The organism is Pseudomonas protegens (assembly GCF_003363755.1).
Taxonomy (GTDB): Bacteria; Pseudomonadota; Gammaproteobacteria; order Pseudomonadales; family Pseudomonadaceae; genus Aquipseudomonas; species Aquipseudomonas danubii.
Window position 1 is genome coordinate 5037829 of record NZ_CP031396.1, and the last position, 25912, is coordinate 5063740.

Annotated in this window: 24 protein-coding genes; 15 read left to right on the top strand and 9 right to left on the bottom strand. The window is 65.0% G+C overall.

Translation table 11 applies throughout. The features are described 5' to 3' along the window. Window positions 1–78 precede the first annotated feature (78 nt). Entirely contained in the window at window positions 79–2370 is a 2292-nt protein-coding gene (gene bglX / locus DWF74_RS22810; protein ID WP_115581751.1) for a beta-glucosidase BglX, read from the bottom strand. A 399-nt stretch (window positions 2371–2769) separates the two neighbouring features. Between bglX and DWF74_RS22815 the strand changes: the two genes are divergently transcribed. From DWF74_RS22815 to DWF74_RS22835, 5 genes are all read left to right on the top strand, one after another. After that, window positions 2770–3378, top strand: a complete 609-nt coding sequence (locus tag DWF74_RS22815; RefSeq protein WP_115581752.1) for a LemA family protein — start codon at window positions 2770–2772, stop codon at window positions 3376–3378. After that, complete coding sequence (locus tag DWF74_RS30815; protein WP_102861526.1) at window positions 3378–4328, top strand: TPM domain-containing protein; 951 nt, start codon at window positions 3378–3380, stop codon at window positions 4326–4328. The genes DWF74_RS22815 and DWF74_RS30815 overlap by 1 nt, the downstream gene beginning before the upstream one ends. A 33-nt stretch (window positions 4329–4361) precedes the next feature. After that, entirely contained in the window at window positions 4362–5120 is a 759-nt protein-coding gene (locus DWF74_RS22825) for a TPM domain-containing protein (RefSeq protein WP_115581753.1), read from the top strand. 29 nt (window positions 5121–5149) lie between these two features. Continuing rightward, entirely contained in the window at window positions 5150–5767 is a 618-nt protein-coding gene (locus DWF74_RS22830) for a TPM domain-containing protein (RefSeq protein WP_060837908.1), read from the top strand. Between the two features lie 169 nt (window positions 5768–5936). After that, window positions 5937–7154 (top strand): class I SAM-dependent methyltransferase, encoded by a 1218-nt coding sequence (locus DWF74_RS22835; RefSeq protein WP_115581754.1) that lies wholly within the window; start codon window positions 5937–5939, stop codon window positions 7152–7154. Here DWF74_RS22835 and DWF74_RS22840 read toward each other — a convergent pair. Beyond that, complete coding sequence (locus DWF74_RS22840) at window positions 7142–8056, bottom strand: DMT family transporter (RefSeq protein ID WP_102861529.1); 915 nt, start codon at window positions 8054–8056, stop codon at window positions 7142–7144. The genes DWF74_RS22835 and DWF74_RS22840 overlap by 13 nt on opposite strands. Before the next feature lie 253 nt (window positions 8057–8309). On the opposite strand from DWF74_RS22840, the gene DWF74_RS22845 reads away from it, so the two are divergent. Together DWF74_RS22845 and DWF74_RS22850 are read left to right on the top strand one after the other, a co-directional pair. Continuing rightward, on the top strand, window positions 8310–8891 hold the full coding sequence (locus tag DWF74_RS22845; RefSeq protein ID WP_115581755.1) for a DJ-1/PfpI family protein: 582 nt from the start codon (window positions 8310–8312) through the stop codon (window positions 8889–8891). A 14-nt stretch (window positions 8892–8905) separates the two neighbouring features. Beyond that, on the top strand, window positions 8906–9211 hold the full coding sequence (locus DWF74_RS22850) for a ribbon-helix-helix domain-containing protein (RefSeq protein ID WP_102861531.1): 306 nt from the start codon (window positions 8906–8908) through the stop codon (window positions 9209–9211). A 560-nt stretch (window positions 9212–9771) separates the two neighbouring features. Here DWF74_RS22850 and DWF74_RS22860 read toward each other — a convergent pair. The 7 genes from DWF74_RS22860 to DWF74_RS22890 form a co-directional block, all read right to left on the bottom strand. Continuing rightward, window positions 9772–10392 (bottom strand): hypothetical protein, encoded by a 621-nt coding sequence (locus tag DWF74_RS22860; RefSeq protein WP_115581757.1) that lies wholly within the window; start codon window positions 10390–10392, stop codon window positions 9772–9774. Between the two features lie 9 nt (window positions 10393–10401). Further along, on the bottom strand, window positions 10402–10692 hold the full coding sequence (locus tag DWF74_RS22865) for a hypothetical protein (RefSeq protein WP_240321955.1): 291 nt from the start codon (window positions 10690–10692) through the stop codon (window positions 10402–10404). Window positions 10693–10902: 210 nt separating this feature from the next. Continuing rightward, a complete protein-coding gene (locus DWF74_RS22870) occupies window positions 10903–13464 on the bottom strand; it encodes a TonB-dependent receptor (protein WP_115581759.1) in 2562 nt (853 codons plus the stop codon). 120 nt (window positions 13465–13584) lie between these two features. Next, a complete protein-coding gene (locus DWF74_RS22875; RefSeq protein WP_110595028.1) occupies window positions 13585–14547 on the bottom strand; it encodes a FecR family protein in 963 nt (320 codons plus the stop codon). Continuing rightward, window positions 14544–15092 (bottom strand): RNA polymerase sigma factor, encoded by a 549-nt coding sequence (locus DWF74_RS22880; protein WP_102861537.1) that lies wholly within the window; start codon window positions 15090–15092, stop codon window positions 14544–14546. The genes DWF74_RS22875 and DWF74_RS22880 overlap by 4 nt, the downstream gene beginning before the upstream one ends. Before the next feature lie 258 nt (window positions 15093–15350). Then, the gene (locus tag DWF74_RS22885; RefSeq protein WP_115581760.1) at window positions 15351–16934 is read right to left on the bottom strand and encodes a rhodanese-related sulfurtransferase; all 1584 of its coding nucleotides are present in this window, start codon (window positions 16932–16934) and stop codon (window positions 15351–15353) included. Further along, window positions 16931–17560, bottom strand: a complete 630-nt coding sequence (locus DWF74_RS22890; protein WP_115581761.1) for a cysteine dioxygenase — start codon at window positions 17558–17560, stop codon at window positions 16931–16933. Before DWF74_RS22890 ends, DWF74_RS22885 begins: the two co-directional genes overlap by 4 nt. 106 nt (window positions 17561–17666) lie before the next feature. On the opposite strand from DWF74_RS22890, the gene DWF74_RS22895 reads away from it, so the two are divergent. The 8 genes from DWF74_RS22895 (at window position 17667) to DWF74_RS22930 (ending at window position 25839) form a co-directional block, all read left to right on the top strand. Next, the gene (locus tag DWF74_RS22895; RefSeq protein ID WP_092320280.1) at window positions 17667–18554 is read left to right on the top strand and encodes a LysR family transcriptional regulator; all 888 of its coding nucleotides are present in this window, start codon (window positions 17667–17669) and stop codon (window positions 18552–18554) included. Between the two features lie 244 nt (window positions 18555–18798). Further along, window positions 18799–19620 carry an ABC transporter permease gene (locus DWF74_RS22900; protein ID WP_115581762.1) on the top strand — a complete coding sequence of 274 codons (822 nt, stop codon included), beginning with the start codon at window positions 18799–18801 and terminating at the stop codon, window positions 19618–19620. 2 nt (window positions 19621–19622) lie between these two features. Further along, on the top strand, window positions 19623–20402 hold the full coding sequence (locus DWF74_RS22905; protein ID WP_115581763.1) for an ABC transporter ATP-binding protein: 780 nt from the start codon (window positions 19623–19625) through the stop codon (window positions 20400–20402). Continuing rightward, entirely contained in the window at window positions 20399–21604 is a 1206-nt protein-coding gene (locus DWF74_RS22910) for an acyl-CoA dehydrogenase family protein (protein WP_115581764.1), read from the top strand. The genes DWF74_RS22905 and DWF74_RS22910 overlap by 4 nt, the downstream gene beginning before the upstream one ends. Continuing rightward, window positions 21601–22539 (top strand): D-isomer specific 2-hydroxyacid dehydrogenase family protein, encoded by a 939-nt coding sequence (locus tag DWF74_RS22915; RefSeq protein ID WP_102861543.1) that lies wholly within the window; start codon window positions 21601–21603, stop codon window positions 22537–22539. Before DWF74_RS22910 ends, DWF74_RS22915 begins: the two co-directional genes overlap by 4 nt. A gap of 175 nt (window positions 22540–22714) precedes the next feature. Then, entirely contained in the window at window positions 22715–23524 is an 810-nt protein-coding gene (locus DWF74_RS22920) for a class II aldolase/adducin family protein (protein ID WP_115581765.1), read from the top strand. A 12-nt stretch (window positions 23525–23536) separates the two neighbouring features. Further along, window positions 23537–24499, top strand: coding sequence for an ABC transporter substrate-binding protein (locus DWF74_RS22925; protein WP_115581766.1), 963 nt, complete (start codon window positions 23537–23539; stop codon window positions 24497–24499). A gap of 128 nt (window positions 24500–24627) precedes the next feature. Then, a complete protein-coding gene (locus DWF74_RS22930; RefSeq protein WP_115581767.1) occupies window positions 24628–25839 on the top strand; it encodes a dipeptidase in 1212 nt (403 codons plus the stop codon). Window positions 25840–25912 lie beyond the last annotated feature (73 nt).

Below are 25912 nucleotides of genomic sequence, written 5' to 3' on the forward strand. Positions count from 1 at the left end.
ATTGCAGCGATTGTGGGGATTGCTGGGATTGCAGAAGGAGGCGGCCGGCGCAGGTCCTGCGCCGGCCGCTGACAGGCATCAGAGCAGTTCGAAGCTCTGTTGCTTGACGTCCTGGGAATCCAGGCCGATCTGTACATTGAAGTCGCCCGGTTCTGCGGCGTACTTGAGCTGGGCGTTGTAGAACTTCAGGTCATCCTCGGTGATGGTGAAGTGAATGGACTTCTCTTCGCCGGCCTTGAGCATGACTTTCTGGAAGTTCTTCAATTCCTTGATCGGGCGGATCATCGAGCCGGCCACGTCCTGGATATACAGCTGCACCACGGTTTCGCCGTCACGCTTGCCGGTGTTCTTCACGGTCACGCTGGCATCGAGCTTGCCGCTCTTGTTCAGGGTGGTGGAGGACAGTGCCATGTCCGACAGGCTGAAGCTGGTGTAGCTCAAGCCATAGCCGAACGGATACAGCGGGCCGGTGGTGTCGTCGAAGTACTGCGAGGTGTAGTTGCCCGGCTTGCCCGGCGTGAACGGCCGGCCAATGGTCAGGTGGTTGTAGTAGGTGGGAATCTGGCCCACGGAGCGAGGGAAGGTGATCGGCAGCTTGCCCGACGGGTTGTAGTCGCCGAACAGCACGTCGGCAATGGCGTTGCCGCCCTCGGTGCCGCTGAACCAGGTTTCCAGGATGGCGTCGGCTTGCTGGTTTTCTTCCAGCAGTGACAGCGGCCGGCCATTCATCAGCACCAGCACCAGAGGCTTGCCGGTGGCCTTGAGGGCCTTGATCAGCTCGCGCTGGCTGGCGGGGATGTGCAGGTCGGTGCGGCTCGAAGACTCGTGGGACATGCCACGGGACTCGCCCACAGCGGCCACGATCACGTCCGCCTGCTTGGCCGCCTTGACCGCTTCGTCGATCATCTGCTGCGCCGGACGCGGGTCGTCCACCACTTCCGGGGCATCGAAGTTGAGGAAGTTCAGGTAGTCCACCACCTTCTTGTCGGCGGTGATGTTCGAGCCCCGGGCGTACACCAGTTGGGCCTTGTCACCCAGGACGTTGCGCATGCCGTCGTACAGCGTCACCGACTGTGTCGGTACGCCAGCGGCGGCCCAGCTGCCCATCATGTCGATGGGGGCCTTGGCCAGGGGGCCGACCAGGGCGATCTTCGCGGTTTTCTTCAGCGGCAAGGTGTCGTTGTGGTTCTTCAGCAGCACCAGGCTGCGGCGGGCGATGTCCCGGGCGTCGCTGCGGTGCAGGCGGCTTTCGGCGTTGGTGTCGGCCGGGTCGTCCTCGGCCTTGCCGATGCGCACGTAAGGGTCCTTGAACAGGCCCATGTCGTACTTGGCCGCCAGCACTTCACGCACCGCGTTGTCGATGTCCTTCTGCTCGATCTCGCCGGACTTGAGCAGCCCCGGCAGTTCCTTGCCGTACAGCGAGTCGTTCATGCTCATGTCGATGCCGGCCTTGATTGCCAGCTTGGCGGCCTCGCGACCGTCCTTGGCGACGCCGTGGCGGATCAGCTCGATGATCGCCCCGTGGTCGCTCACCGCCAGGCCCTTGAAGCCCCATTCCTTGCGCAACAGGTCGTTCATCAGCCAGGTGTTGGAGGTGGCCGGCACGCCGTTGATGGAGTTCAGGGCCACCATCACTCCGCCGGCACCGGCGTCAATGGCTGCGCGGTAGGGCGGCAGGTAGTCCTGGTACATCTTCACCGGGCTCATGTCGACGATGTTGTAGTCGCGACCGCCCTCCACCGCGCCGTACAGGGCGAAGTGCTTGACGCTGGCCATGATGCTGTCCGGCAGGGCCGGGCTCTGGCCCTGGTAGGCATTGACCATGACCTTGGCGATGCGCGAGACCAGGTAGGTGTCTTCGCCGAAGCCTTCGGAGGTACGGCCCCAGCGAGGATCGCGGGAGATGTCCACCATCGGCGCGAAGGTGATGTCCAGGCTGTCGGCGCTGGCCTCCTTGGCGGCGATGCGCCCGGAGCGACCGATGGCGTCCATATCCCAGCTGGACGCCAGGGCCAGGCTGATGGGGAAGATGGTCCGGTGGCCGTGGATCACGTCATAGGCGAAGAACATCGGGATCTTCAGCCGGCTGCGCATGGCCGCGTCCTGCATCGGCCGGTTTTCCGGGCGGGTGATGGAGTTGAAAGTGCCGCCGATATTGCCCGCGGCGATTTCCTTGCGGATCAGCTCGCGGGGCATTTCCGGGCCGATGCTGATCAGGCGCAACTGGCCGATCTTCTCTTCCAGGGTCATGCGCTTGAGCAGGTCGTTGATAAAGGCGTCTTTGTTTTCCAGGGGGACCGGGGCAGATTCGGCCAACACAGGGTGACTGGCCAGGCTGACCAGCAGGCCCAGCAAACACAGCTTATTCATGAATAGTGTTCTCAAGGGCTCAAGACCGACGCATGAGTGACGCGTCGAACAGCCAAAATTTAGGGAGCGACTATTGTTGTTCAGATAAATCCAGCACACTTCAGGCCGTGTGAAAACCACTGCGTTCGGCAATACGGCGTTAAAAACAGGCTCGTGCGCGAGTCCGATCGGAATGCTCATGTAGGCTCCTACACTTCGCGTCCTCGCCTGTTTTTGCTTTGTCTTGCCTTCACTCGCGACGTTTTCACACCGCCTTATTTCTGAACTCTTTTTCGCGCTGGGCATCTTTTAGCCCATCAGCCCGATGCATTCCAGTGGCGCAGGCAGATTTTGCCCCACAGAATGTGTGAAAACGGGCAAAAGATTCTTTTCCATCAGTTTGTGCAAGGAGCCCCACCCATGAACATCACCCAAAGCCTGCGCTTGAGCTGGCCCGTCGCTGCCCTGTTGTTGCTTGCCAGCCTGCTCAGCGGCTGCGGCATCAACAACATTCCGACCCTGGACGAGCAGGTCAAGGCCGACTGGGGCCAGGTGCAGAACCAGTATCAGCGCCGCGCCGACCTGATCCCCAACCTGGTGGAGACCGTCAAGGGCTACGCCAAGCACGAGGAAGCCACCCTGACCGCGGTGATCGAGGCGCGGGCCAAGGCCACTTCGATCCAGGTGGACGCCAGCACCCTGGACAACCCGGAAAAACTCAAGCAGTTCCAGCAGGCCCAGGATCAGTTGAGTGGTGCCCTGAGCCGTCTGATGGTGGTCTCCGAGCGTTATCCGGATCTGAAGGCCAACCAGAACTTCCTGGCCCTGCAATCTCAGCTGGAAGGCACCGAGAACCGCATCGCCGTGGCCCGCCGCGACTTCATCCTCGCGGTGCAGAAGTACAACACCGAGATCCGCACCTTCCCCGGCCGCCTGTGGCACAGCCTGATGTACAGCGACCTGCCGGTGCGTGAAACCTTCGAGGCCACCAGCCCCGACGCCGACAAAGCGCCGCAAGTGAAATTCTGATGGCCCTCGGGCAGCGCGTGCTACGAGGCGCGCTGCTGTGGCTGGGGCTGGTGAGTGGCGCCGTACTGGCGCAACCCTCAGGTTCAACACCCATGGATGGGGTGCCGTTGCGTGCGACGCAGCCCTCTGTCCAGGTCGGGCCTGCACCGGCCACGGCCACGGCGACAGCGGCACCGATTGCAAGCCTGTTCCCCCCGTTGACCGGGCGTGTGGTGGACACCGCCCAGTTGCTGACGCCTTCGGCGCAGGTCTACCTGACGCAGATGCTCGAACGGCTTGAACAAAGCACCAGCGACCAGGTGGTGGTGGTCACGGTGCCGAGCCTGGGCGGCTACAGCATCGAGGAGTTCGGCCTGCAACTGGGCCGGCACTGGGGCATCGGCCGCAAGGACAGGAACAACGGTGTCCTGCTGCTGGTGGCCAAGGACGAGCGCCAGGTGCGGATCGAGGTGGGCTACGGGCTGGAAGGGCGGATCGACGATATCTGGGCGCACCTGATTATCAACGACTCGATCATTCCGTACTTCAAGGATGAGCTGTACTCCTCCGGGATCATTACCGGCACCACCTCCATCGTGCGTCTGCTGGAGCCCAACAGCACGCGGATGCTGGAGCATCGCTGGGTGGTGCAGAGCTGGTACCAGCAGATCGAATGGCTGTGGTGGTTCAAGCTGGTGTTTTTCTCGGTGTTCGTCGGCGTGCCGCTGGTTGGGCTCTTGCTCTACACGCGCGACGACGGTGAAGCGGCAAGCGCCGGGCGGCGGGACACCGGCGATGACTCGTCCAGGCGCGAGCCCAGGGCCGAGCGCGACAGCCGTGCGAGCAGCGGTTCATTCGACTGGTTCGACTCCAGCAGCTCCAGCTCCAGCTCCAGTTCCAGCTCGGATTCGGACAGTTTCAGGGGCGGTGGTGGCAGTTTTGGCGGTGGCGGGGCGTCTGGCAGTTGGTAGTACACGCGGACAAACATTAAGGATGAGGTGCTGATGCGACTCTATAAAATCGGCCTGGTGCTGTTGCTCTGGGTCTTCGCGGTCTCGGCCCAGGCCGAACTCAGGTTCCCGGCCCTGACCGGGCGGGTGGTGGACGACGCGCAGATGATCGAGCCGAGCGTCCGCGCCCAGCTGACTCGGCAACTGCAAGCCCACGAACAGGCCACCAGCGAACAGTTGGTGGTGGTGACCCTGCCGGACCTGCAAGGCGCCAGCATCGAGGACTACGGCTACCAGTTGGGGCGCCACTGGGGCATCGGCCAGAAGGACAAGAACAACGGCGCGCTGCTGATCGTCGCTCGGGACGAGCGCAAGCTGCGCATCGAAGTGGGCTACGGCCTGGAGGAGCGCCTGACCGACGCCCAGGCCTCGGTGATCATCAACCAGGTGATCACCCCGGCGTTCAAGACCGGGCAGTTCAGCAAGGGCATCAGCGACGGGGTTTCGGCCATGCTCCTGGTGCTCGGCGGCACGCCGCTGGACGAGCCGGCCACGGCCTACGACAGCGGCGGCGAGAGCAGCGACCAGGAGGATTTTGTCCAGCGTCACCCGTGGCTGTTCCTCTTCATGGTGCTGCTGTTCATCCTGGTGGTGATGGTGGCGCAGGCGCTCGGTTTCATCACCACCACCAGCGGTCGTGGCGGTGGTGGGGGTGGTTTCGGCGGTGGCGGTTTTGGTGGTGGGTCCGGCGGTGGCGGCTTCAGCGGTGGCGGCGGCAGTTTTGGCGGCGGCGGTTCCTCCGGCGGCTGGTAACTCAAAATAAGAAGCGGAAATCCAACGACATGGCATTACTCAGTGAATACGAACAACGGCAAGTGGCCGAAGCCATTGCCCGGGTGGAGCAGCAGACCGACGCCGAACTGGTGACAGTGCTGGCCGCCCGGGCCGACGACTACGCCTATATCCCGCTGCTCTGGGCCAGCCTGCTGGCGCTGGTGGTGCCGGGGCTGGTGCACTACGCCACCGGCTGGCTGAACATGCACCTGTTGCTGCTGGCGCAATGGGCGACCTTCATCGTGCTGTGCCTGGTGTTTCGCCTGCCGCGGATCACCACCCGGCTGATCCCGCGTTCGGTGCGCCATTGGCGGGCTTCCAACCTGGCCCGGCGCCAGTTCCTCGAACAGAACCTGCACCACACCGTGGGCGGCACCGGGGTGCTGATCTTTGTCAGCGAAGCCGAGCGCTACGTGGAAATCCTCGTGGACGAAGGCATTTCCAAGCGTCTGGATAACAAGCAGTGGAACGGTATCGTGCGCAACTTTACCCAGCAGGTCCGGCAGGGCCAGACCCTGCAGGGCTTCCTCGACTGCATTGAGGCCAGCGGCGAACTGCTCAAGGCCCATGTGCCCCTGACCCAGGTGCGCAATGAATTGCCCAACCGCCTGGTGGTGCTCAACTGAGCCCCTTGGGGGCCGGCTTGCCGGCCCATGGCCCCTGAGCCTTCCACTGCCCTGGGGAGACGATTTTTTTACCGTCGGGTGAATAACTCCGTGCCCCGACGGGGTTTGCTCCCTAAAATACCCGCCACTCCCTGATTCACACCCCGCATCGCCCGAGGCACCTGCCCCCATGTCTGTGACCGCACCTTCCGCCCGTCCCGCGCCGGATCATCATGCCCAGTTCCTGCAATTGCTCGACACCAGCCTTGCGCAGAACGCCTTTATCAAGCTGGTACTGGCCAAGCACGTGGGCCCGGAGGCGGACCTGCAACGCCTGATCATCAAGCAACTGACGGTCAAGGAGCAGCCGTGCCTGTCCTTCGTCTATCGCTACAAGACCCGCGACATCACCAAGAACTTCACCCTGGACGAAGGCAGCGCCGCCATCGCCGAGCTGCTGCCGGCTGCGTTCAAGAATGCCCACCTGCTGACCCTGACCGACGAAGTGCAGCTCGAATACAGCAAGAAGGGCAAGAGTTCGCTGTTCAAGGGCAAGCCGCAAATCCAGCGCGATGTGCCGTCCGCCGAGCACAACCGCGAGAAGAACCGCTTTCTCGACCTGAGCCGGCCTTTCCTGGCCGATCTTGGGGTGACCAACAAGCAGCACGAACTGATCCCGGCCATGTCGCGCAAGTGGAAGCAGATCAACAAGTTCATCGAGGTCTTCAGCCACGCCCTGGGCAGCTCGCCGATCAAGCTCGATCAGCCGGTGCGGGTCGCGGACTTCGGCTCCGGCAAGGGCTACCTGACGTTCGCCATCCACGATTACCTGCGCAACACCCTCAAGGCCGAGGGCGAAGTCACCGGCGTCGAATTACGCGAGGACATGGTGACCCTGTGCAACACCGCGGCGCAGCGCCTGGAACACCCGGGCCTGGTGTTCAAGTGCGGTGACGTGCGCAGCGTAGCCCCCAGCCAGCTGGACGTGATGATCGCCCTGCATGCCTGCGACATCGCCACCGACTACGCGATTCACACCGGCATCCGCTCCGGCGCGGCGATCATCATGTGCTCGCCGTGCTGCCACAAGCAGATCCGCCTGCAGATCCAGAGCCCGGCGCTGCTCAAGCCGATGCTGCAATACGGTCTGCACCTGGGACAGCAGGCGGAGATGGTCACCGACAGCCTGCGGGCGCTGTTCCTCGAAGCCTGTGGTTATGAAACCAAGGTCTTCGAGTTCATCTCCCTGGAGCACACCAACAAGAACAAGATGATCCTGGCGGTCAAGCGCGCCGAGCCGGTTGACCCGACCCAGTTGCTGGCCAGGATCGAAGAACTCAAGGCCTTCTACCAGATCAGCGAACACTGCCTGGAAACCCTGCTCAAGGCCGATGGCTATCTCGGCTGAGGGTTGGTCAGCGGCGTGGGCAGCGGGGCGGCCGGGCGCACCGCGGTCTTGCGCCCCACGACCACGGTGAGGATCACGCCCACCGCGAACACCCAGGTAATGGGCTGCACCTGTTCATCGAAGAACAGCGCGGAAAAGGCGATGGTGAAGAAAATCTGCAATAGCTGGATCTGGCTCACTCGGGCAATTCCGCCCATGGCCAGCCCGGCATACCAGGCGAAAAAACCCAGGAACTGCGAGAACAGCGCAACGTAGCCGAAGGCCCACCAGGTCCTCATGGAAATCGCTCCCTGGTGCTGCGCCGCCAGGTACCACACCGGGCCGATCAGCAGCGGCGTGGACAGCACCAGGGCCCAGCAGATCACCTGCCAGCCACCCATCTCCCGCGCCAGCCGGCCACCTTCGGCATAACCCAGGCCGCCCACGGCAATCGCCCCGAGCATCAGCACATCACCGGCCTGGATGCTGCCCGCGCCACTGAGCAGCGCATAACCCAGTACCAGCGCACTGCCCAGGGCGGCGCAAGCCCAGAAGGCCTTCGACGGCCGTTCGTGGGACAGCCACGCCGCATACAGCGCCACGCACAACGGTTGCAGGCCATTGACCAGGGCGCCGTGGGACGCGGGCAGGGTCTGCATGGCCCAGGCCGAAAGCACCGGAAAACCGAGGATTACCCCGAGAATCACCACGCTCAGGCCTTTGACCTGTTTCCAGGTCGGCCACTTCTCCCGGTGCCAGAGCAGCAGCAAGGCCGCCGGGATCGCCGCGAACAGCGCGCGGCCCAGGCCGTTGAGCAAGGGGTGCATCTGCTCCACCACGATCCGGGTGAAGGGCAGGGTCAGGCTGAAAATGATGACACCCAGCAGGCCGAGGGCCATGCCGGTGTTTTCGCGCGAGGACATGAGGGGCTACCAGAATTCGTACAGGGACACAGGAGCTTGCATCTAGCCATAAAGCCGGCCGGTGCGGCTGTTACAGCTGGCGGCAGAGTTGTCCGTACAGTTGGAGGGGGCAGTTGCAGGCCACAGGCTGCAAGGCGTCCACTTACCGCTTGAAGCTTACCGCTGTAGTACCGGGTTATTACCCGGCCCGCGGGAATGGGGCTACCTTGAGTACTCCTTCTGCCCATGTATTTCCCTGATAGGAGTCCACTCCATGGCCGCGAAAAAGATCCTCATGCTGGTTGGCGATTACGTCGAAGACTACGAAGCGATGGTGCCGTTCCAGGCCCTGCTGATGGTCGGCCACCAGGTGCACGCGGTGTGCCCCGACAAGAGCGCCGGGCAGACCGTGCGCACGGCGATCCATGACTTCGAGGGCGACCAGACCTACAGTGAGAAACCGGGTCACCTGTTTACCCTCAACCACGACTTCGCCCAGGTCCGCTCCGCTGATTACGACGCCCTGCTGATCCCCGGCGGACGTGCTCCGGAATACCTGCGGCTGAACGAAAAGGTCCTGCAACTGGTCAAGGAATTCGACCAGGCCGGCAAGCCGATTGCCGCGGTGTGCCATGGCGCGCAACTGCTGGCGGCGGCGGGCATTCTCGAAGGCCGCGAGTGCAGCGCCTACCCGGCCTGTGCCCCGGAAGTGCGGCTGGCCGGTGGCACCTACATCGATATCCCGGTGACCGAAGGCCACGTCCAGGGCAATCTGGCCACCGCTCCGGCCTGGCCGGCGCACCCCAGCTGGCTGGCGGGTTTCCTCGGCCTGTTGGGCACCCAAATCACCCTGTAAGCGAGGACCACGCCATGTGCGAGCTGTACGTCAAGGCCGACCCGATTCTCTACGAATCCCGTTCCCGCTCGCTGCGCATCTGTGGCGTGGTCACCACCTTGCGCCTGGAAAACCAGTTCTGGGACATCCTCAGCGAAATTGCCGAAGTGGATGGCATGACCACCAACCAGCTGATCGCCAAACTCTATGAAGAGGTCATGGACTATCGCGGCGAAGTGGTGAACTTCGCCTCCTTCCTGCGGGTCAGCTGCACCCGTTACCTGAGCCAGCGCCGCACCACCGCCCCCGATCTCAGCCTGGTGCGGCGCAACGCACTGTAGCCGCTGCCGCAGGCTGCGAACGGCCCGCAGGGACGCGGGGGGCTGAAGGCCGCTGGAGGTTTGGCGGGCGATCGCCAAGCAAGGTCCTGCGGACCTTTGCGCAGCCTCGCGAGCTCGGCAGCGGCTACAGGGTCGATGCTGGGTCGGGATTTGTGTAGCCGCTGCCGCAGGCTGCGAACGGCCCGCAGGGACGCGGGGGTCTGAAGGCCGCTGGAGGTTTGGCGGGCGATCGCCAAGCAAGGTCCTGCGGACCTTTGCGCAGCCTCGCGAGCTCGGCAGCGGCTACAGGGTCGATGCCGGGTCGGGATTTGTGTAGCCGCTGCCGCAGGCTGCGAACGGCCCGCAGGGACGCGGGGAGCTGAAGGCCACCAGAGGTTTGGCGGGCGATCGCCAAGCAAGGTCCTGCGGACCTTTGCGCAGCCTCGCGGGCTCGGCAGCGGCTACAGGGCTCGGCTGATTTTGCTGAGGAAGCCAGGTGGTTCCGGTTCCGGGAGCACCGACAGCACTTTGAGGCGTTGCAGGTGTTCGCGAAGGTTCAGGGCCGCGGCAAAGGCTGAGGGCTAGAGCCCCAGGCGTGCCAGCTGGCGCAGGTCGGCGATCACCGCCGGGTTGCCGCCTTCGAGCACATCCAGGCGCATCTGCGCGATCAGCGATTTCAGCAGCTCGGTCTGGGTCATCCGGGTGGCTTGCAGCAGGCGCGCGAGATCCTCGGCCGCATAGTGGTTGACCTTCAGCGACAGGCGTTTCATGGCCGGCACGGCCGGCAACTGGCGGGCCTCGGCCTGTTCGGCCAGGTACGCGGCGAAGCCCTCATGCACCTGCTCCAGGGAAGACGCCGGAGGAGCGCTGAAGTAGTAGCTGAAGAACAGTTTGCGCATCTGTACTCCGGCGTCTTCGGCCACCGAGTGCATCGCCGCATCCAGCACATCGAGGTAGACCGCCGGCAGCCGCGCCTCGATGGAGGTCAATGACTGCTTGCGGGCTTCCTTGATCGCCGGCGTCGACTGGGGCGGGATGGCCACCACCGTGGCGCACAGGTCGCAGACCCCCACCAGGACCTCCCGGGCCTGGCCGTTGCCGTCGCTGAAAGGGACGTCGCGGCGGGTGTAGGTGATGCCCACGACCTGTTGGCAATGCTCACAAAGCGCCTTGCCCCGGTCGCCCTGCAGATAGAGTTTCATGGGTTGCCCTCATCGGTGAACGCTGATGAACCAGGTTTCTGGCTCGATAAAGTAGAACTTGATGTACCAGCCCGCCTTCTTCAGCACATGGACGGCAAGGTCCGGGACGCTGTGGTGGGCACTGCAATGGTGGTCGGAGCCCTTGCAGGCGCCGATGACCTCGATCAGTTGGCCAGCCGAAACCTCGCCAGTGGCCAGCAGGTTCTTGACCTCGATCGAACCGCGCGCGGCATGCACATAGTTACCGCTTTGTAGTGCATTGATCAGGTCCCGCCTGACCTTCCTGAAGCCTCTGTCCATGATGCGTTCTCGTTTGTACGACAGTCGTCGTACATAATCAATGGGACGTTGACTGAAAGCGCTCAACGGCCTTTCAGCGGTGTTCAGGGGGGAGTCGATCTTAGCCCGGCAGGCGCGGGCGGCAGGGCCGGGCTAACGGCTTGCAATACATCGGTGATGGCCAACGGCTGGCCTGCTGCGGTGCGTCCGATGCACCGCAGTCAGTGGCCGTCAGAAGAAGCGGGTCACGCTGATCTTGGCGTTGCGTCCGACGCTGTAGGCGTTGTCGCCGCTGAGGGCCGGACGGTAGTCGCGGTTGAACATGTTATCCAGGGTGAAGTTGACTTCGGTGCCCTTGAGATAGGCCTGCTGGGGCTTCCAGTTGGCGAACAGGCCCTGCACGTTGTAGCGATCATTGCCGTACTGGTCCCAGTAGGAATCACCCAGGCTACTGGCCGGGCCGCTGGGGTATTTGTCGCTGGGCAGGCGGTCGGTCTGGCGCACCCACTGGCCCTGCCAGCCGACTTGGGCATCCCACTGGGGAATCTTCACTCCCAGGGTCGCCACCCATTTGCGCGGCGGAATGTCCCGGGCCCAGACGTTCGGCCCCCAGGGGTTGGTGTAGGCGCCTTGGTGCTTGCCGGTGATCCACGAGTAGGACAGTGCGCCGAACAGGTAGGTGGAGTCGTAGTAGCTCTCGACTTCAAAGCCCTTGATGGTCAGGTCGCCGATGTTGCGATACACCGACATCGGCGACTCCTTGCACACCTGGGCGATGCTCTTGCCGGTGCTCAGTTGTTCCGCGCAGCCGATGCCGGTGGCCTTGAGGATCTCGTTGCTGATCTTGTTCTGGAACACCGTGGTGCGGATCTGCACGTTGTCGTTGTCGGTCAGCACCTTGGAGAAGTTGTGGAGGGTCCCCGCGCGCAGTGCGGTGATGCGCTCCGGGTCCAGGTTGCGGCTGGTGGCCGAGCGCGTGCTGCCGGGGGCCTGGACCTCGTACTGCTCGTCGATTACCGGTGCGCGCCAGGTCTTGCTGTAGTCGGCGAACAGCGCCAGGTTCGGATTGACGTTCCAGAACGCCGAGAGGCGCGGCGACCAGCCGGTGTAGGTCTTGTCGCCGTAGTCATGGCCGTCCTTGGGGCTGGTGCTGTTGTACAGCGGCGCGTCGTTTTGCTCGCCACGGTTGCGCACGTGGTCGTAGCGCAGCGATGGAGTCAGGGTGAAGTCCCCCAGGGTTATCGCGTCCTGGATATAGAAGGCGTTGTTGTCGACCTTACCGTGGGGCATGAAGCCCGGTTGGTAGTGGCCGTAGTTGTATTTGGGCACTTCATAGGTCTTGCCCGGCATCCACATGTCCACCTCACGGGTGTGCTTGCGGATCTGCGCACCTGTGGTGAAGGCGTGTTCCAGGGGACCGGTGCTGAAGCGGCTGATGTTGGTCACTTCGAGGATCTTGTCCTCGTAGCCCACGGTGATCTTGCGCCCGCCAGTGACCGGTTGATAGAAGGCGGTCGGGCCGCGCTCGTCGGTCTGGTCGGTCTTGGAGTTGGAGTACTGGACCTTGAGGTCGACCCAGGGGTTGTCCACCGGCTGGTACTCGTACTTGGTCAGCCAGGTGGTGTCGATGGTGTTGCGCTGGGCCAGGTAGCGCTTGGTGGCGCCGTCATAACCGTACTTGTCGATGTTGGCCTTGCTGGGCGGCGCTGGGTAGGTCTTGGCCGAGAAGGGCGCCCAGATGTCGCTGTTGGAGCGCATGTAGCTGAATCCCAGGCGATGCTCGTCGGTCAGTTGCATGTTGAACTTGTAGAGTTCGCCATCCAGGTCCTGAGCGGTGTTGGGCTGGCGCTTGGGGTTGATCAGGTACTCGTTGCGCGGATCGGGAATGGAGCTGGCCAGCTTCATGTCGTCGCCGTCGCGCTTGGTCCAGTAGGCCAGAGCGTCGAAGCGATGGTCATCGGAACGGCCATACACGGCCGAGGTGTAGGCCTGTTGATGGTCGTTGCTGCTGTAGCCGTACTTGACCATGGCGCCGACATTGCGCCCGTCCTGCAACAGGTCCGGGGCATCCTTGGTCTCGGTGTGCACGGTGCCGCCGAAACCGCCGTTGCCGGTCTTCGGCGAGTGCGGGCCTTTCTCCACTTCAACCCGCCGGATCAGTTCCGGCTCGATGAAGATCACTCCCTGCTGGTAGCGCTCGAAGCCGCTCTTGGTGGCGCCGTCGACGGTGATCGGCACGTCTTCGGCATCCCCCAGGCCCCAGATATTGATGGTCTGGCCGCCGGGTTTCAGCGAGCCGCCCAGGCTGACCCCGGGCAGGGTGTCGATCAGGCTGACCACGTTGTTGGACTGATGGCGATCGATTTCCGCCTGGTTCAGGGTCGAGCGGCCAACGCTGGCGGCGTCCACCTCGGTGCCGTTGCCGATCACGCTCATGGCCCCCAACTGCAGGGCCGAACCGCTGCTGAGGCTGGTCTCGGCAGGGCGCACGATGTAGGTGTTGTCGACCTTCATCAGATTGAACTGGCCGTTCTGCAGCAGGGTGCGGATCGCTTCTTCCGGGCTGTAGTCGCCTTGCAGGGCCGGGGCCTTGGCATTGCGCAGCAGTTGTTCATCGAACAGCAGCTGGATTTTCGCCTGCTGGGCGATCTGGCTCAGGGAGGCAGCCAGAGGTTGCGCCGGCAACTGGAAATGCAGCGGCCCGGCATGGGCCTGCAGGCTGAATGCCAGGCAGGCGGCGAGCAGGGTCGGGCGGGTACGGACTAACGGAACAGGCAAGAACGCGCGAAACATGACATCCCCCAGAGCGGCTTAAAGGCCAAAAAGGCGCTGCGGACAGAGCGCAGACAGGAGGAAGACGCGGCAGTGAAAAAAAACCTCATATGCGAATGCAAAATATTCTCATATAAAAAATTAGCGGGCTTCGATCTTCAGCTGACCGTTGGCCTGGACCCGGGTTTTCACCGGGATCAGGGCCGGTAGAGCCTTGACCAGGGCATCCGGATCGTTGACGTCGAGGTTGCCGGAAACCTTGTAGGCACCCAGCGGGCCCTCGGCCAGTTGTACCGGTTGCTGGCGGTACAGGTTCAACTCGTCCACCAGACTGGCCAGGTCGCGGTTGCGAAAGGCCAGGCGCCCGCTGCGCCAGTCGGCCACCTCGTCGCGGTCCAGGGTCTGTTGGCGCAAGGTGCCTTTTTGCAGGTCATAGGTGGCCTGTTGCCGAGCGCCCAGCAGGGTCAGCTCCCCGGGCTTGCCGTCCGGGCTGAAGGCCACCTGGCCGTGGGCCACGCTGACCACCAGTTGGCGCTGGCCGCGCCGCACGTCGAAAGCGGTGCCCACCACCCGGACCTTGGCCTCGCCACTGTGCACCCACAGCGGACGCTCCTTGTCGGCGGCGACTTCCAGGTACAGCTGGCCCGCCTGCAAGTAGATGTTGCGCTGATGGGCGCTGAAATCGACGCTCACCTGGGTATTGGCATTGACGTACAAAGTGCTGCCGTCCGGCAGCTTGAAGGCTCGCGCTCCCTGTTCCTGGGCCGCGATCTGCTGCCGGTAGGGGGCCTGGGGCGTGCCCAGGTTGGCCGCCAGTACCGCGCACAGCAAAGCAGCGGCCACTGCCAGGGCCGGGCGCCATAGCGGCGCCTTGCGCCGGGGGAGTGGCACTGGGCGGCTCAGTTGTTGCAGCTGCGCCAGGTCGTCCCACAGCTCCTCGAATTCGGCGTAGGCCCGGGCATGGGCCGGTTCACTGACCCAGCTCTCGAAGGCCTTGCGCGTGGCACGGTCCGGATCATTGCGGTTACGGGCGAACCAGCTGGCGGCCTGGGCATCGATCTGCTCGCTGTCGAGGTCGTCGTGAGTGCCGGGAAAGCGGGTCATTCAGGCTGCTCCTTGCCATTTTCTCGTTGTAGGTGCTGCTTGCAGTGCAGCAGGGCAAAGGCGATGTGTTTCTCCACCATGCTCACGGAAATCCCCATGCGTTCGGCGATCTGCGCCTGGCTCAGCCCTTCGAAGCGGTGCAGCATAAGGGCTTCGCGGCGGCGCGGCGAGAGTTGAGCGAGGACTTCTTTCAATTGTTCCAGGCGTTGCAGGCGCTGGGCGGCGGGCAGCGGCTCGTGCTGTTCGTCGGCCAGGGGCTCGCTGTCGAAATTTTCCTCGTGGCGGGCCTCGTGGTGCACCTTGGAGCGCACTTGCTGGCGCCGCCAATGATCGCGCAACAGATTGCGCGCCATCTGGAACAGGAAGGCCCGGGGCTGCTCGACCTGGGCCCGATCACGGTAATCAAGCCATTGGGTGAACACGTCCTGGGTCATGTCCGCCGCGTCGCTGGCGTTGTCCGTGCGTTTACGCAGGAAATGCAGGATGTCCGCATAGAACCCGCGAACAGAGTCCGCCGACGCAGAGTCGGTCTTGGAGCGAGACATGGATATCCTTCTTGACGACGCGGTGAGCACAAGGTCGCGAATGATATCGAGAATTATTGCTATTTGTCACTTGGGCAGATTGACGATCAACCGGCACCGCCTACGCGTCCGAAATACCCTCTTCGCAGGAGCGGGCCTGCAGCGAAGGCGACCTTGCGAGCGATGCCAGGCTTGCGGCCTCTTCGCCGGCAAGCCGGCTCCTACAAGGGGAAGCAGGCCTGTAGGAGCTGGCGTGCCAGCGAAAGCCCCCACTAAGGCTCAGATCACGAAAAAACCGTGGGTGCCGTCGCGCCGCAGTTGTTCTACCAGACCAAACTCCCAGTCCAGGTAACCCTGCATGGCTTCCCTGGGGTTGTCGGTGCCCTCATAGGGCCGGCGGTAGCGGTCGATCCGTGGCGCGGCCAGTTGCTGGCGGCTTTCCTCCAAGGGCAGGCCGGCGTCGATCCAGGCCGCGGTGCCACCGCTCAGGAGAAACACCGGACGCTGGGTCAGGGCCTGCAATTGCGGCACCACAAAGCGCGCCAGCAGACTGCTGCCGCAGGTCAGGACAAACCGCTCGGGCTGGGGCAACCGGGCCAGGGATTCCTGCAGTTGGCTGGGCAGGGCCCACCAGGCGCCGGGGATATGACGTTGCACGTAGTTGGCGCTGGCGGTGAAATCCAGGACCAGGGTGCCGGGTTTCTCTAGCCAGGCGGCGAGGGTCCGAGGGCTGATTTCTTCGGCCGGCGAGGTATCCGGCAGCGGCGCCTGCCAGGGACCGCGCACGCTGAAGTCGCTATCGCGCAGGCCGTCGAGCACTGCCACCTGCCAGCCCATCTGGGCCAGCCAGGACGCGCTCATGTTGGCGCGCACGCCGTCGTTGTCCACCAGCACCAGGCGCGCACCGCGAACGCTGGCGAAGTGATCGGTTTCCTGCACCAGTTGTCCCCCGGGCGTGGAGCGAGCTCCCGGCAGGTGTCCGGCGGCGAATTCCTCCGGAGTGCGTACATCGAACAGATAGCTGGTGCGCTTGGGATCGGCTTGCCAGCGCCGCCATTGGGCGAGGTCAATGCGTGCCACGTCAGCCCGATCCGCGACCGCCCGCGCTGCTGTTTGCGCCTGCGCCCGCTGGTCCTCATTCACCGCCTTGAACCGGCGGCTCTGGCCGTGCTCCAGTTTCTGTCCGGCCAGGGTCCAACCGATGGTGCCGTTGCGCAGCGCCGCCACCGGATTGGGAATGCCGGCGTTCACCAGGGACTGTGTGCCGATGATGCTGCGGGTGCGTCCGGCACAGTTGACCACCACTCGGGTGCGTGGATCGGGGGCCAGCTCACGCACCCGCAGCACCAGTTCGGCGCCGGGCACGCTGGTGCTGCCGGGGATGCTCATGGTCTGGTACTCGTCGAAGCGCCGGGCATCCAGTACCACCAGGTCGGCCTCTTGGTCGAGCAGTGCCTGGAGTTCTTCGGCGGCCAGGGATGGGGTATGACGTTCGGCTTCCACCAGTTCGCCAAAGGATTTGCTGGGGACGTTGACGTCCTTGAACAACTCGCCACCGGCGGCGCGCCAGCCCTCCAGGCCGCCTTCGAGCAGGGCGACGTCGCGGTAGCCCAGTTGCCCCAGGCGGGTCGCGGCGCGCTGGGCCAGCCCTTCGCCCTGGTCATAGAGGGTGATCGGGGTGTCGCGCCGGGGGATGCGCGCATAGACCTCCAGCTCCAGTTTCGACAGCGGGATATTGGCCGCGAACAGCGGGTGGGCTTCGGCGAAGGGCGCCTCTTCGCGGACATCGATCAGCGCCAGTTCCTGGCGCTCGAGCAGGGCCTGACGGATCTGCGCCGGGCTGCGGGTAGGGAAATCGGTCATTGCAGGGGCTCCTTCGACAAGTCCCAGAGGTTAGGCAGCAAGCGGTTGGAATAACCGGAGACAAAGGGCTTCTCGTGACCTTCGGCGGTGTACACGGCCCGTCGTACCGCGCCGATGTTGGCGCCGTACACATGGATGCTGATGGACACCCGGTCGGCGTAGGCGTTGCTCACCTGATGGATGTCGCCAATGCGCGGCGACACCGCCTCCACTTGCCCCGGTACCAGGCGAATCGGAGCCCCCGCAGGTTGCAGGCGGCCGTCCGCCAGGCGTTCGAACCCCTGGGAGTCTTCGGCGCCGCGGAGCATGCCGATCAGCCCCCAGACCCGGTGATCGTGGATCGGCGTGCGCTGCCCCGGACCCCAGACAAAGCTGACGATGGAGAAGCGCTGGCGCGAGTCGGCATGCAGCAGGAATTGCTGGTAGCGCTGCGGGTCCGGCTGGGCGAAATCATCGGGCAGCCAGTCGTCCTGGCTCACCAGGCGCTGCAGCAGGTCGGCGCCGTGCTCCAGTATTCGGGCCTCGTCGGGATGGCCGTCCAGCAGCTCGGCCAGGGCGGCGATGAAGTCCCGCAGGCGGGCGAAGTTGGGTGTATCGATAGCGACTGTTGCGGCGTTGTGGGGCATGGGCTCCCTCCGTGGACACAAGGCAAATGACGCGAACTACACGGGCGAGCTAAAAGGTATTATTCTTCTCGAACATTTTTCCAGTCATTTATTATGCGAAAAAAGAATGAAGATAGATGATCTGAACGCGTTCGTGGCGGTGATCCGCTGCCAGACCATCAGCCAAGCGGCCGATGCCCTGCAATTGACCCAGCCGGCCATCACCCGCCGGGTGCAGAATTTCGAGGAAGCCCTGGGGGTGGAGTTGCTGGACCGCAACACCAAGCCGCTCAAGCCCACCAGCATGGGCTTGCGGGTTTACGGCCAGTGCCTGGAAGTGCTGCGCAGCATCGATGCCCTGAACGAGCTGGTGGCCAATGACGGCGCCCCCAGCGGCGCCTTGCGCATTGGCGTGCCGCAGACCATTGGCGACGTGGTGCTGCTGGATGCCCTGAGCCAGCTGAAGAACCTCTATCCGCAGTTGCAGACCTCGGTGGCCACCGGCTGGGGCAGCCACCTGCTGAGCAAGGTCGAGAACGGTGAGCTGGACGTGGTGGCCGCGCTGTTTCCCGCCGGCAAGGTGTTCCCCGAAGGGGTGGTGGGGCGTTCCCTGGGCAGCATGAACCTGGTGGTGGTGGCGGCCAAGGGCGAGGTGCGCAAGCGCTCGTGCAAGCTGGCCGACTGTTACCAGCGCGGCTGGGTGTTGAATCCCGATGGCTGCGGTTTCCGGGCCGGCCTGCAACGGGCCTTGAGCGCCCAGGGCCTGACCTTGCAGATCAACCTGGAAACCTTCGGCACCGAGCTGCAACTGGGGCTGATCGCCAATGGCCTGGGTTACGGTCTGGTGCCGCTGCCGCTGCTGGAAAACAGCAGCCACCGGGACAAGCTGGAGATCGTCCCGGTCAGCGACTTCAAGCCGGTGATCGACCTGTGGCTGATCCACCCGCGCTTCCTCGGCAACTTGCAGGAGCCGGTGAGTCTGTTCGGCGAAATGGTCGCCGCTCGCGTCGGCTAGCCGCGGGGGCGGCACAAATCGGCGGTAGGAGCTGGCTTGCCAGCGAAGGTGCCGGCAAAGGCGGCACAAGGCTCTACGGCCTTTTCGCCGGCAAGCCGACGTCTACGGGTTTATCCTTTGTTTGCATATATATCTATTTGCTGAATGCAATTTTTGTATATTAAGTTAGAACCAAAACGAATTTCACGGACGTTTTTTATGTAGTTAGCATGGGGCTCGAACGCGCTGAAATAGGGATGTTGAAATGCCTGCGCAAGCCCCGCTCTCCTTGTATGCCCGCTGGACCGAGCGCCCCGGAGTGAAGTTCCTCGGCAATCTGTCGCTGCGCCTGATCAGCCCGCTGTTGTTGCTGCTGCTCTGGGAACTGGCTTCCCGCAGCGGGCTGTTGCCGGCGCGGATCATCGCCGCCCCCAGCACCATCGGCGACACCCTGTGGCAGATGCTCGGCAGTGGCGAGCTGGGCGGGCATCTGTGGGTGTCCCTCCAGCGCGCCCTCAGCGGCCTGGCCATCGGCGTCAGCCTGGGCACTGTCCTGGCCCTGGTGGCGGGGCTGTCGCGGCGCGGCGAGATCGCCATCGACTCGCCGATGCAGATGCTGCGCACCCTGCCGTTCCTGGCCATCGTGCCGCTGTTCATTCTCTGGTTCGGCGTGGGCGAGACGCCGAAGATCGCCCTGATTGCCCTGGGCACCACCTTTCCCATCTACCTGACGCTGTTTTCCGGCATCCGCAGCCTGGACCCCAAGCTGCTGGAGGCGGCGACCCTGCTCGGCCTCAAGCGCTGGGAACTGATCGTCCACGTGATCCTGCCCGGAGCCTTGCCGGCGTTCTTCGTCGGCCTGCGCTACGCCTTCGGCATCAGTTGGCTGGGGCTGGTGGTGGTGGAGCAGATCAACGCCAGCGCCGGCATCGGCTACCTGGTTAATGACGCCCGGGACTTCATGCGCACCGATGTGATCGTCATCTGCCTCCTGGTCTACAGCGTGCTCGGCCTGGGCATCGACGGGCTGGTGCGCGGCCTCGAACGTTGCGCCCTGGCCTGGCGCCCGACCTTTATCAGGAACTGACCATGACTGTGTCATTGCCCCAGCCGGGCCCCGTGCGCGCCGCCGTCGAATGCCGTGGGGTGACCCGCCGTTTTGCCGGGCAGGCGGTACTCGACAGCCTGGACCTGAACATCGCCCCGGGGGAGTTCGTCGCCCTGCTGGGCAGCAGCGGGTCGGGCAAGACCACCTTGCTGCGGGCCCTGGCCGGGCTGGAACCCATCGACGAGGGCCGGTTACAGGTGCCTTCGGCCATGGCTGCAGTGTTCCAGGAACCACGCTTGATGCCCTGGAAGCGCGTGTGGCGCAACGTTGCCCTGGGCGTGCGTGGGGCTGGGGTCCGCGAGCGGGCCGAGGCGGCGCTGGGCGAGGTCGGGCTGGCCCATCGGTTGGGCGCCTGGCCCGGCACCCTGTCCGGCGGCGAAGCCCAGCGCGTGGCCCTGGCCCGGGCCCTGGTGCGCGAACCGCAGCTGTTGCTGCTGGATGAACCCTTCGCCGCCCTCGACGCCCTGACCCGGATTCGCATGCATCAACTGATCATCCGCCTGTGGCGGGCGCATACCCCGGCGGTGCTGCTGGTGACCCACGATGTCGACGAGGCGCTGCTGCTGGCCGACCGGGTGCTGGTGCTGGCCAACGGGCAAATCGCCGAACAACTGCCGATTCGCCTGCCGCGTCCGCGCCAGGTGTCCGCCCCGGGGTTCCAGCCGCTGCGTGCGCGGTTGCTGCAACTGCTGGGCGTGGAAACCGAGGCCGAGCCGGCCGTCGACATCTCCCACCCCTTGAGCAGGACTGCCAGCCGATGAGCCTTTCCAGCGTGCAACCGTCTTCGTCCGTGTCCCGTCCCGTCCCTGATCCGGACTCCAGCGAGTTCGCCGACCTGCTGCAGCAGTTGAGCGAGGAGTTCGCCGCCACCGCGGCCCATTACGATCGCCACAGCGAGTTTCCCCACGCCAACCTGCAGCGCCTGCAACAGCATGGCCTGCTGGCCCTGACCGTGCCTCGGGCCCTGGGTGGCAGCGAGGCGACCCTGGCCCAGGCGCGGCGGGTGATCGGCGCCGTGGCCCGGGGCGAACCGTCCACCGCGCTGGTGCTGGTGATGCAGTACCTGCAGCACACCCGCCTGCAACAGAACAGCGCCTGGCCCCTGCACCTGCGCCAGCGCGTGGCGCGCGAGGCGGTGCAAGAGGGCGCCCTGATCAATGCGCTGCGGGTCGAGCCGGACCTCGGCACCCCGGCCCGGGGCGGCTTGCCCGCGACCCTGGCGCAGCGGGTCGAAGGTGGCTGGCGGCTCAACGGGCGCAAGATCTACTCCACCGGCATTCCCGGGCTGACCTGGCTGGCGGTCTGGGCCCGCAGCGACGATGCCGAGCCGCAGGTGGGCACCTGGCTGGTGCACCGCGACAGCCCCGGCATCCGCGTCGAGGAAACCTGGGACCACCTGGGCATGCGCGCCACCGGCAGCCACGACGTGATCTTCGACGACGTGTTCGTGCCCCTGGAGCAGGCGGTGGACATCCAGCCGGCCAACGTTCCTCGTCCTTCCGAACTGGACAGCAAGGGTGTGCTCTGGCTGGCGGTGCTGCTGTCGGCGATCTATGACGGCGTGGCCCGGGCCGCCCGCGACTGGCTGCTGGGCTGGCTGGCCCAGCGCGTCCCGGCCAACCTTGGCGCGCCGCTGTCGAGCCTGCCGCGTTTCCAGGAGCTGATCGGGCGCATCGATGCCTTGCTGTTCAATAATCGGGTGCTGCTCGATGCCGCCGCCGAAGGGCGGATCGCCCCGGGCGAGGCGACCCAGATCAAGTACCTGGTGACCAGTAACGCCATCAGCGCCGTGGAGCTGGGCATCGAGGCCATCGGTAATCCCGGGTTGGCCCGGGGCAACCCCATCGAGCGGCATTACCGTGATGTGCTGTGCAGCCGGATTCACACGCCGCAGAACGACGCGATCCTTGGCGCCGTGGGCCGCGCCGCCTTTGCCTTGCCCAGCCGGGGAGCCCAGGTGTGACGCGCATTGCCAGCCAGCTCGACGAGGGCTTCAACCAGCAACTGCGCCAGTCGCTGCCAGGCGTCGAGGTGCTGAGCCTGCCCCGAGGACTGCCCAGTGATCTGCCCGGGGATGTTCAGGTGCTGCTGGCGGCGCCCCATGCCGATTTTCGTGATGCTCCAGAGCCGCCTGCGGGCTGGCCCTTCGGCCTGCGCTTCGTGCAATTGGTGACCTCGGGCCTGGACTACTTTCCCCGCTGGCTGTTCCAGGATCTGCCGGTGGCCAGCGCCCGGGGCAGCACCGCCGAGAGCATTGCCGAGTTTGCCCTGGCGGCGATCTTCGCCGCCGCCAAGCAACTGCCCCAGGTGTGGATCGAGCGCGCCGAACACTGGCAGCAACGGCCGCTGGCCTCGGTGGCCGGCAGCACCCTGGGGCTGTTCGGCTTTGGCAGCATTGCCCGCGAACTGGCGCCCAAGGCCCAGGCCCTGGGCATGCAGGTGCTGGCCCTGCGCCGTTCGGCGCAGCCTTTCGAAGTGCCCGGGGTTCAACCGGTGGCCGACCTGCATCAACTGTTCGCCCGGGCCGATCACTTGCTGCTGGCGGTGCCCCTGACCGAGCACACCCGGCGCATCATCGATGCCGATGTCCTGGCGTCGGCCAAGCCGGGGCTGCACCTGATCAATATCGCTCGCGGTGCGCTGATCGATCAGTCGGCGCTGTTGCAGGCCCTGGAGACGGGGCGCATCGGCCTGGCCAGCCTGGATGTGGCCGACCCCGAACCGCTGCCCGCGGGCCACGCGTTTTATCGCCACCCGCGGATTCGCCTGTCGCCCCACACCTCGGCCCATTCGCCACGTGTCTACCTGAATATCGCCCGCTTGCTGGGGCGCAATCTGCAGCGCTGGAGTGATGGTTTACCCCTGGAAAACCCGGTGGAGATCCAGCGTGGCTACTAACACACGGTTCCAGCCTTGGCCTGCAGCGCTTCGTGTAGCCGCTGCCGCAGGCTGCGAACGGCCCGAAGGGACGCGAGGTTCTCAAGGTTGCTGCAGGTTTGGCGGGAGATCGCCAAGCAAGGTCCTGCGGGCCTTTGCGCGCAGGGTATCGATGACCACTTCAAGGAGAGCGGACATGACCGCACATTTTCGTCCCGCGGTGTATGACTTGCCCCGCGATGGCCATACGGTGTTTCGCTGGGAGCACCCGCCCCAGCAGGCCACGGTCGAGCTGGAGCGCCGGCAGCGGAAGCAAAGCCTGGCCGCGGCCTTTCGGGTGTTCGCCCGGCTGGGCTTCGACATGGGCGGCGCCGGGCATATCACCGTGCGCGACCCGGGGCGCCCGGACCATTTCTGGGTCAACCCGGTGGGGGTGTATTTCGGCCATGTGCGGGTGTCGGACCTGCTGCTGGTCAACCCCGAAGGCGCGGTGATCGAAGGCGAGGGGGCGCTCAACCTCGCCGCGTTCGCCATTCATGCGGCGTTGCACGAAGCCCATCCCGAAGTGGTGGCCGCGGCCCATGCCCATTCGTTGCACGGCAAGGCCTGGTCGAGCCTGGGCCGCCTGCTGGACCCGCTGACCCAGGACGCCTGCGCCTTTTACGAGAAGCACGGGCTGTTCGACAACTTCTCCGGGGTGGTGCTGGAGGCCAGCGAAGGCGCGCGGATCGCCGCCGCGCTGCAAGGGCACAAGGCGCTGATCCTGCAGAACCATGGCCTGCTGACCGTGGGCGAAACCGTCGAGGCGGCGGTGTGGCGCTTCATCGCCATGGACAACGCCGCCCAGACCCAGCTGCTGGCGGAAGCCGCCGGCACCCCGCGACTCATTCCCCACGAGGTGGCGCGCCACACCGCGCGCCAGGTCGGCACCGAGTTCGGCGGCTGGTTCAGTTTCCAGCCTTACCGCGAACGGATCGTGCGTGAAGAACCGGATTTTCTCGATTAAGGACCCTTGCCCATGCAGCGTCGTCACTTTCTCCAACTCTCGGCACTGGCCGGTCTGGCCGCCGCCTTGCCGCGCCTGGGCCTGGGGGCCGCCGTGGACCTGTCCGGGGTTACCCTGAATGTCGCCACCTACAAGGGCGCGGCGCCGAGCTTCTTCGCCGAGGCGGGCATCGAGCCGCCGCCCTACAAGGTCAGGTACGCCGAGTTCACCGGCGGCAACCTGAGCTTCGAGGCCCTGGTCAGCGGCACCCTGGACATCTCGCCGATGAGCGAGATCCCGCCGATCTTCGGCATCAAGAACCACGCCCCGGTGAAACTGATCGCGGTGCTCACCGGCGACGTCAACAACCAGGCCTTCATCGTGCCCAAGGGCTCTGCGGTGCAGTCGGTGGCCGAGCTCAAGGGCAAGCGCATCGGCTACATCCGCTCCACCAGCTCGCACTACTTTCTGCTCAAGGCACTGAAGGAACAGGGCCTGGGCTTTGCCGACATCGTGCCCATGGCGCTGACCCCGCAAGACGGTTTCGCCGCCTTTCAGAACGGCGCCCTGGATGCCTGGGTCAGCTTCGGCTACTTCATCCAGCTGGCGGAACTGCGGGCCGGGGCCCGGGTGCTGAAGACCGGCCAGGGCAACCTGTCCGGCAACTACGTGATCGCCGCCAACCAGAACAGCATTGCCGACCCGCTCAAGCACGCGGCGATCACCGACTACATCCTGCGCGAGTACCGCGCCTGGCAATGGATCGCCAGCCATCCCGAAGAATGGGCCACCAAGAGCGCCAAGATTCTTGGCATGCCCCGGGAAGTGTTCCTGGCCCAATACCGCGCCCAAAGCGGCCCACGACTGTTGCAACCGGTGGACGACGCGGCGGTGAAATCCCAGCAGGACGTGGCCGACCTGTTCTTCGAAGCCGGCGTCCTGCCCCAGCAGCTGGATGTTTCCGGGCTGTGGGACCGCAGCTTCCACTGGTCCTGACCCCTTTTAGCAGCCGGCTTGCCGGCGAACGGGCCCATGAGCCTTGCAAGAATCTCGGGGCCGCTTTCGCTGGCAAGCCAGCTCCTACGGTCCGATGGGGCGATTTCTTTGATTGGCCAGGAGGCCCGATGTTTTCTCGAACCTTGCTGTGCCTGGCGCTGGTCAGCCCCTGGGCGCTGGCCGCCAGCCCGGCGCAATCCTTGCACCAGCGCCTGACGGTGCTCGACAGCCACCTCGATACCCCGATGCAACTGGCCCGCCCCGGCTGGAACATCACCCAGCGCCATGCCTACCGGGACGACCTGTCCCAGGTCGATCTGCCACGGATGAAAGAGGGCGGCCTGGACGGCGGCTTCTGGGCCATCTTCACCCCCCAGGGCCCGCTCAATGCCGAAGGCCGGACCCTGGCCAGCGAGCATGGCCTGGCGGTGCTCACGCGGATTGGCGACCTGATCGCCGCCCACCCCGAGGACTTCGCCCTGGCCCTGAGCGCTGCCGATGTACCGGCGATCATCGCCCGTGGCCAGCGCGTGGTGTTCATCAGCATGGAAAACGCCGAGCCCCTGGCCGCCGATCCCGGGCGCTTGCTCACTTACCATCGCCAGGGCCTGCGCATGCTCGGCCTGGTGCACTCGGCCAACAACGATTTCGCCGACTCGGCCACCGCCCTGCCGCAGTGGCACGGCCTGAGCCCGGCGGGGCGCGAACTGGTGGCTGAGGCCAATCGCCTGGGCATCCTGCTGGACGTGTCCCATGCCTCGGACCAGGTATTCGACCAGGTCCTGGCCCTGTCCACGGCGCCGATCATTGCCTCGCATTCCAGCAGCCGGGCGATCACCGCCCATCCGCGCAACCTGGATGACCGGCGCCTGCGCCAGCTGGCGGCCAGGGGCGGAGTGGTGCAGGTCAACAGCTTTCCCAGCGACCTGATCAACCACGCGCCCAACCCCGAGCGCGACAAGGCCCTGGGGCCGCTGTACCGCGAGTTTCGCCTGGCGGCGAGCCTGAGCCCGGGGCAGGTGGCGGACCTGGCCGAGCGCATTCGTCAGGTCGAGGCGCGTTACCCGCAGCCCAGGGCCAGCCTGGACGACTACATGCGCCATCTGCTGCACATCCTGGACGTGGTGGGGCCGGACCATGTGGGCATCGGTGCCGACTGGGATGGCGGCGGCGGGGTGCAGGGGCTGGAGGATGTGACGCAGCTGGCGCGAATCACCGAACGCCTGCTGGCGGCGGGTTACAGCGAAGCGGATCTGGCGAAGATCTGGGGTGGGAATCTGCTGCGGGTCCTCGACGCCGCCCAACGGGCAGGAGCCAGCTTGCCGGCGAATGGGCCTTGAGGTTTGAGGGGGGAGGGTTTCGCTTTTCGGGCTATGCGCGGGGCGCAGAATCTTCCGGCTTGAATATGAAACA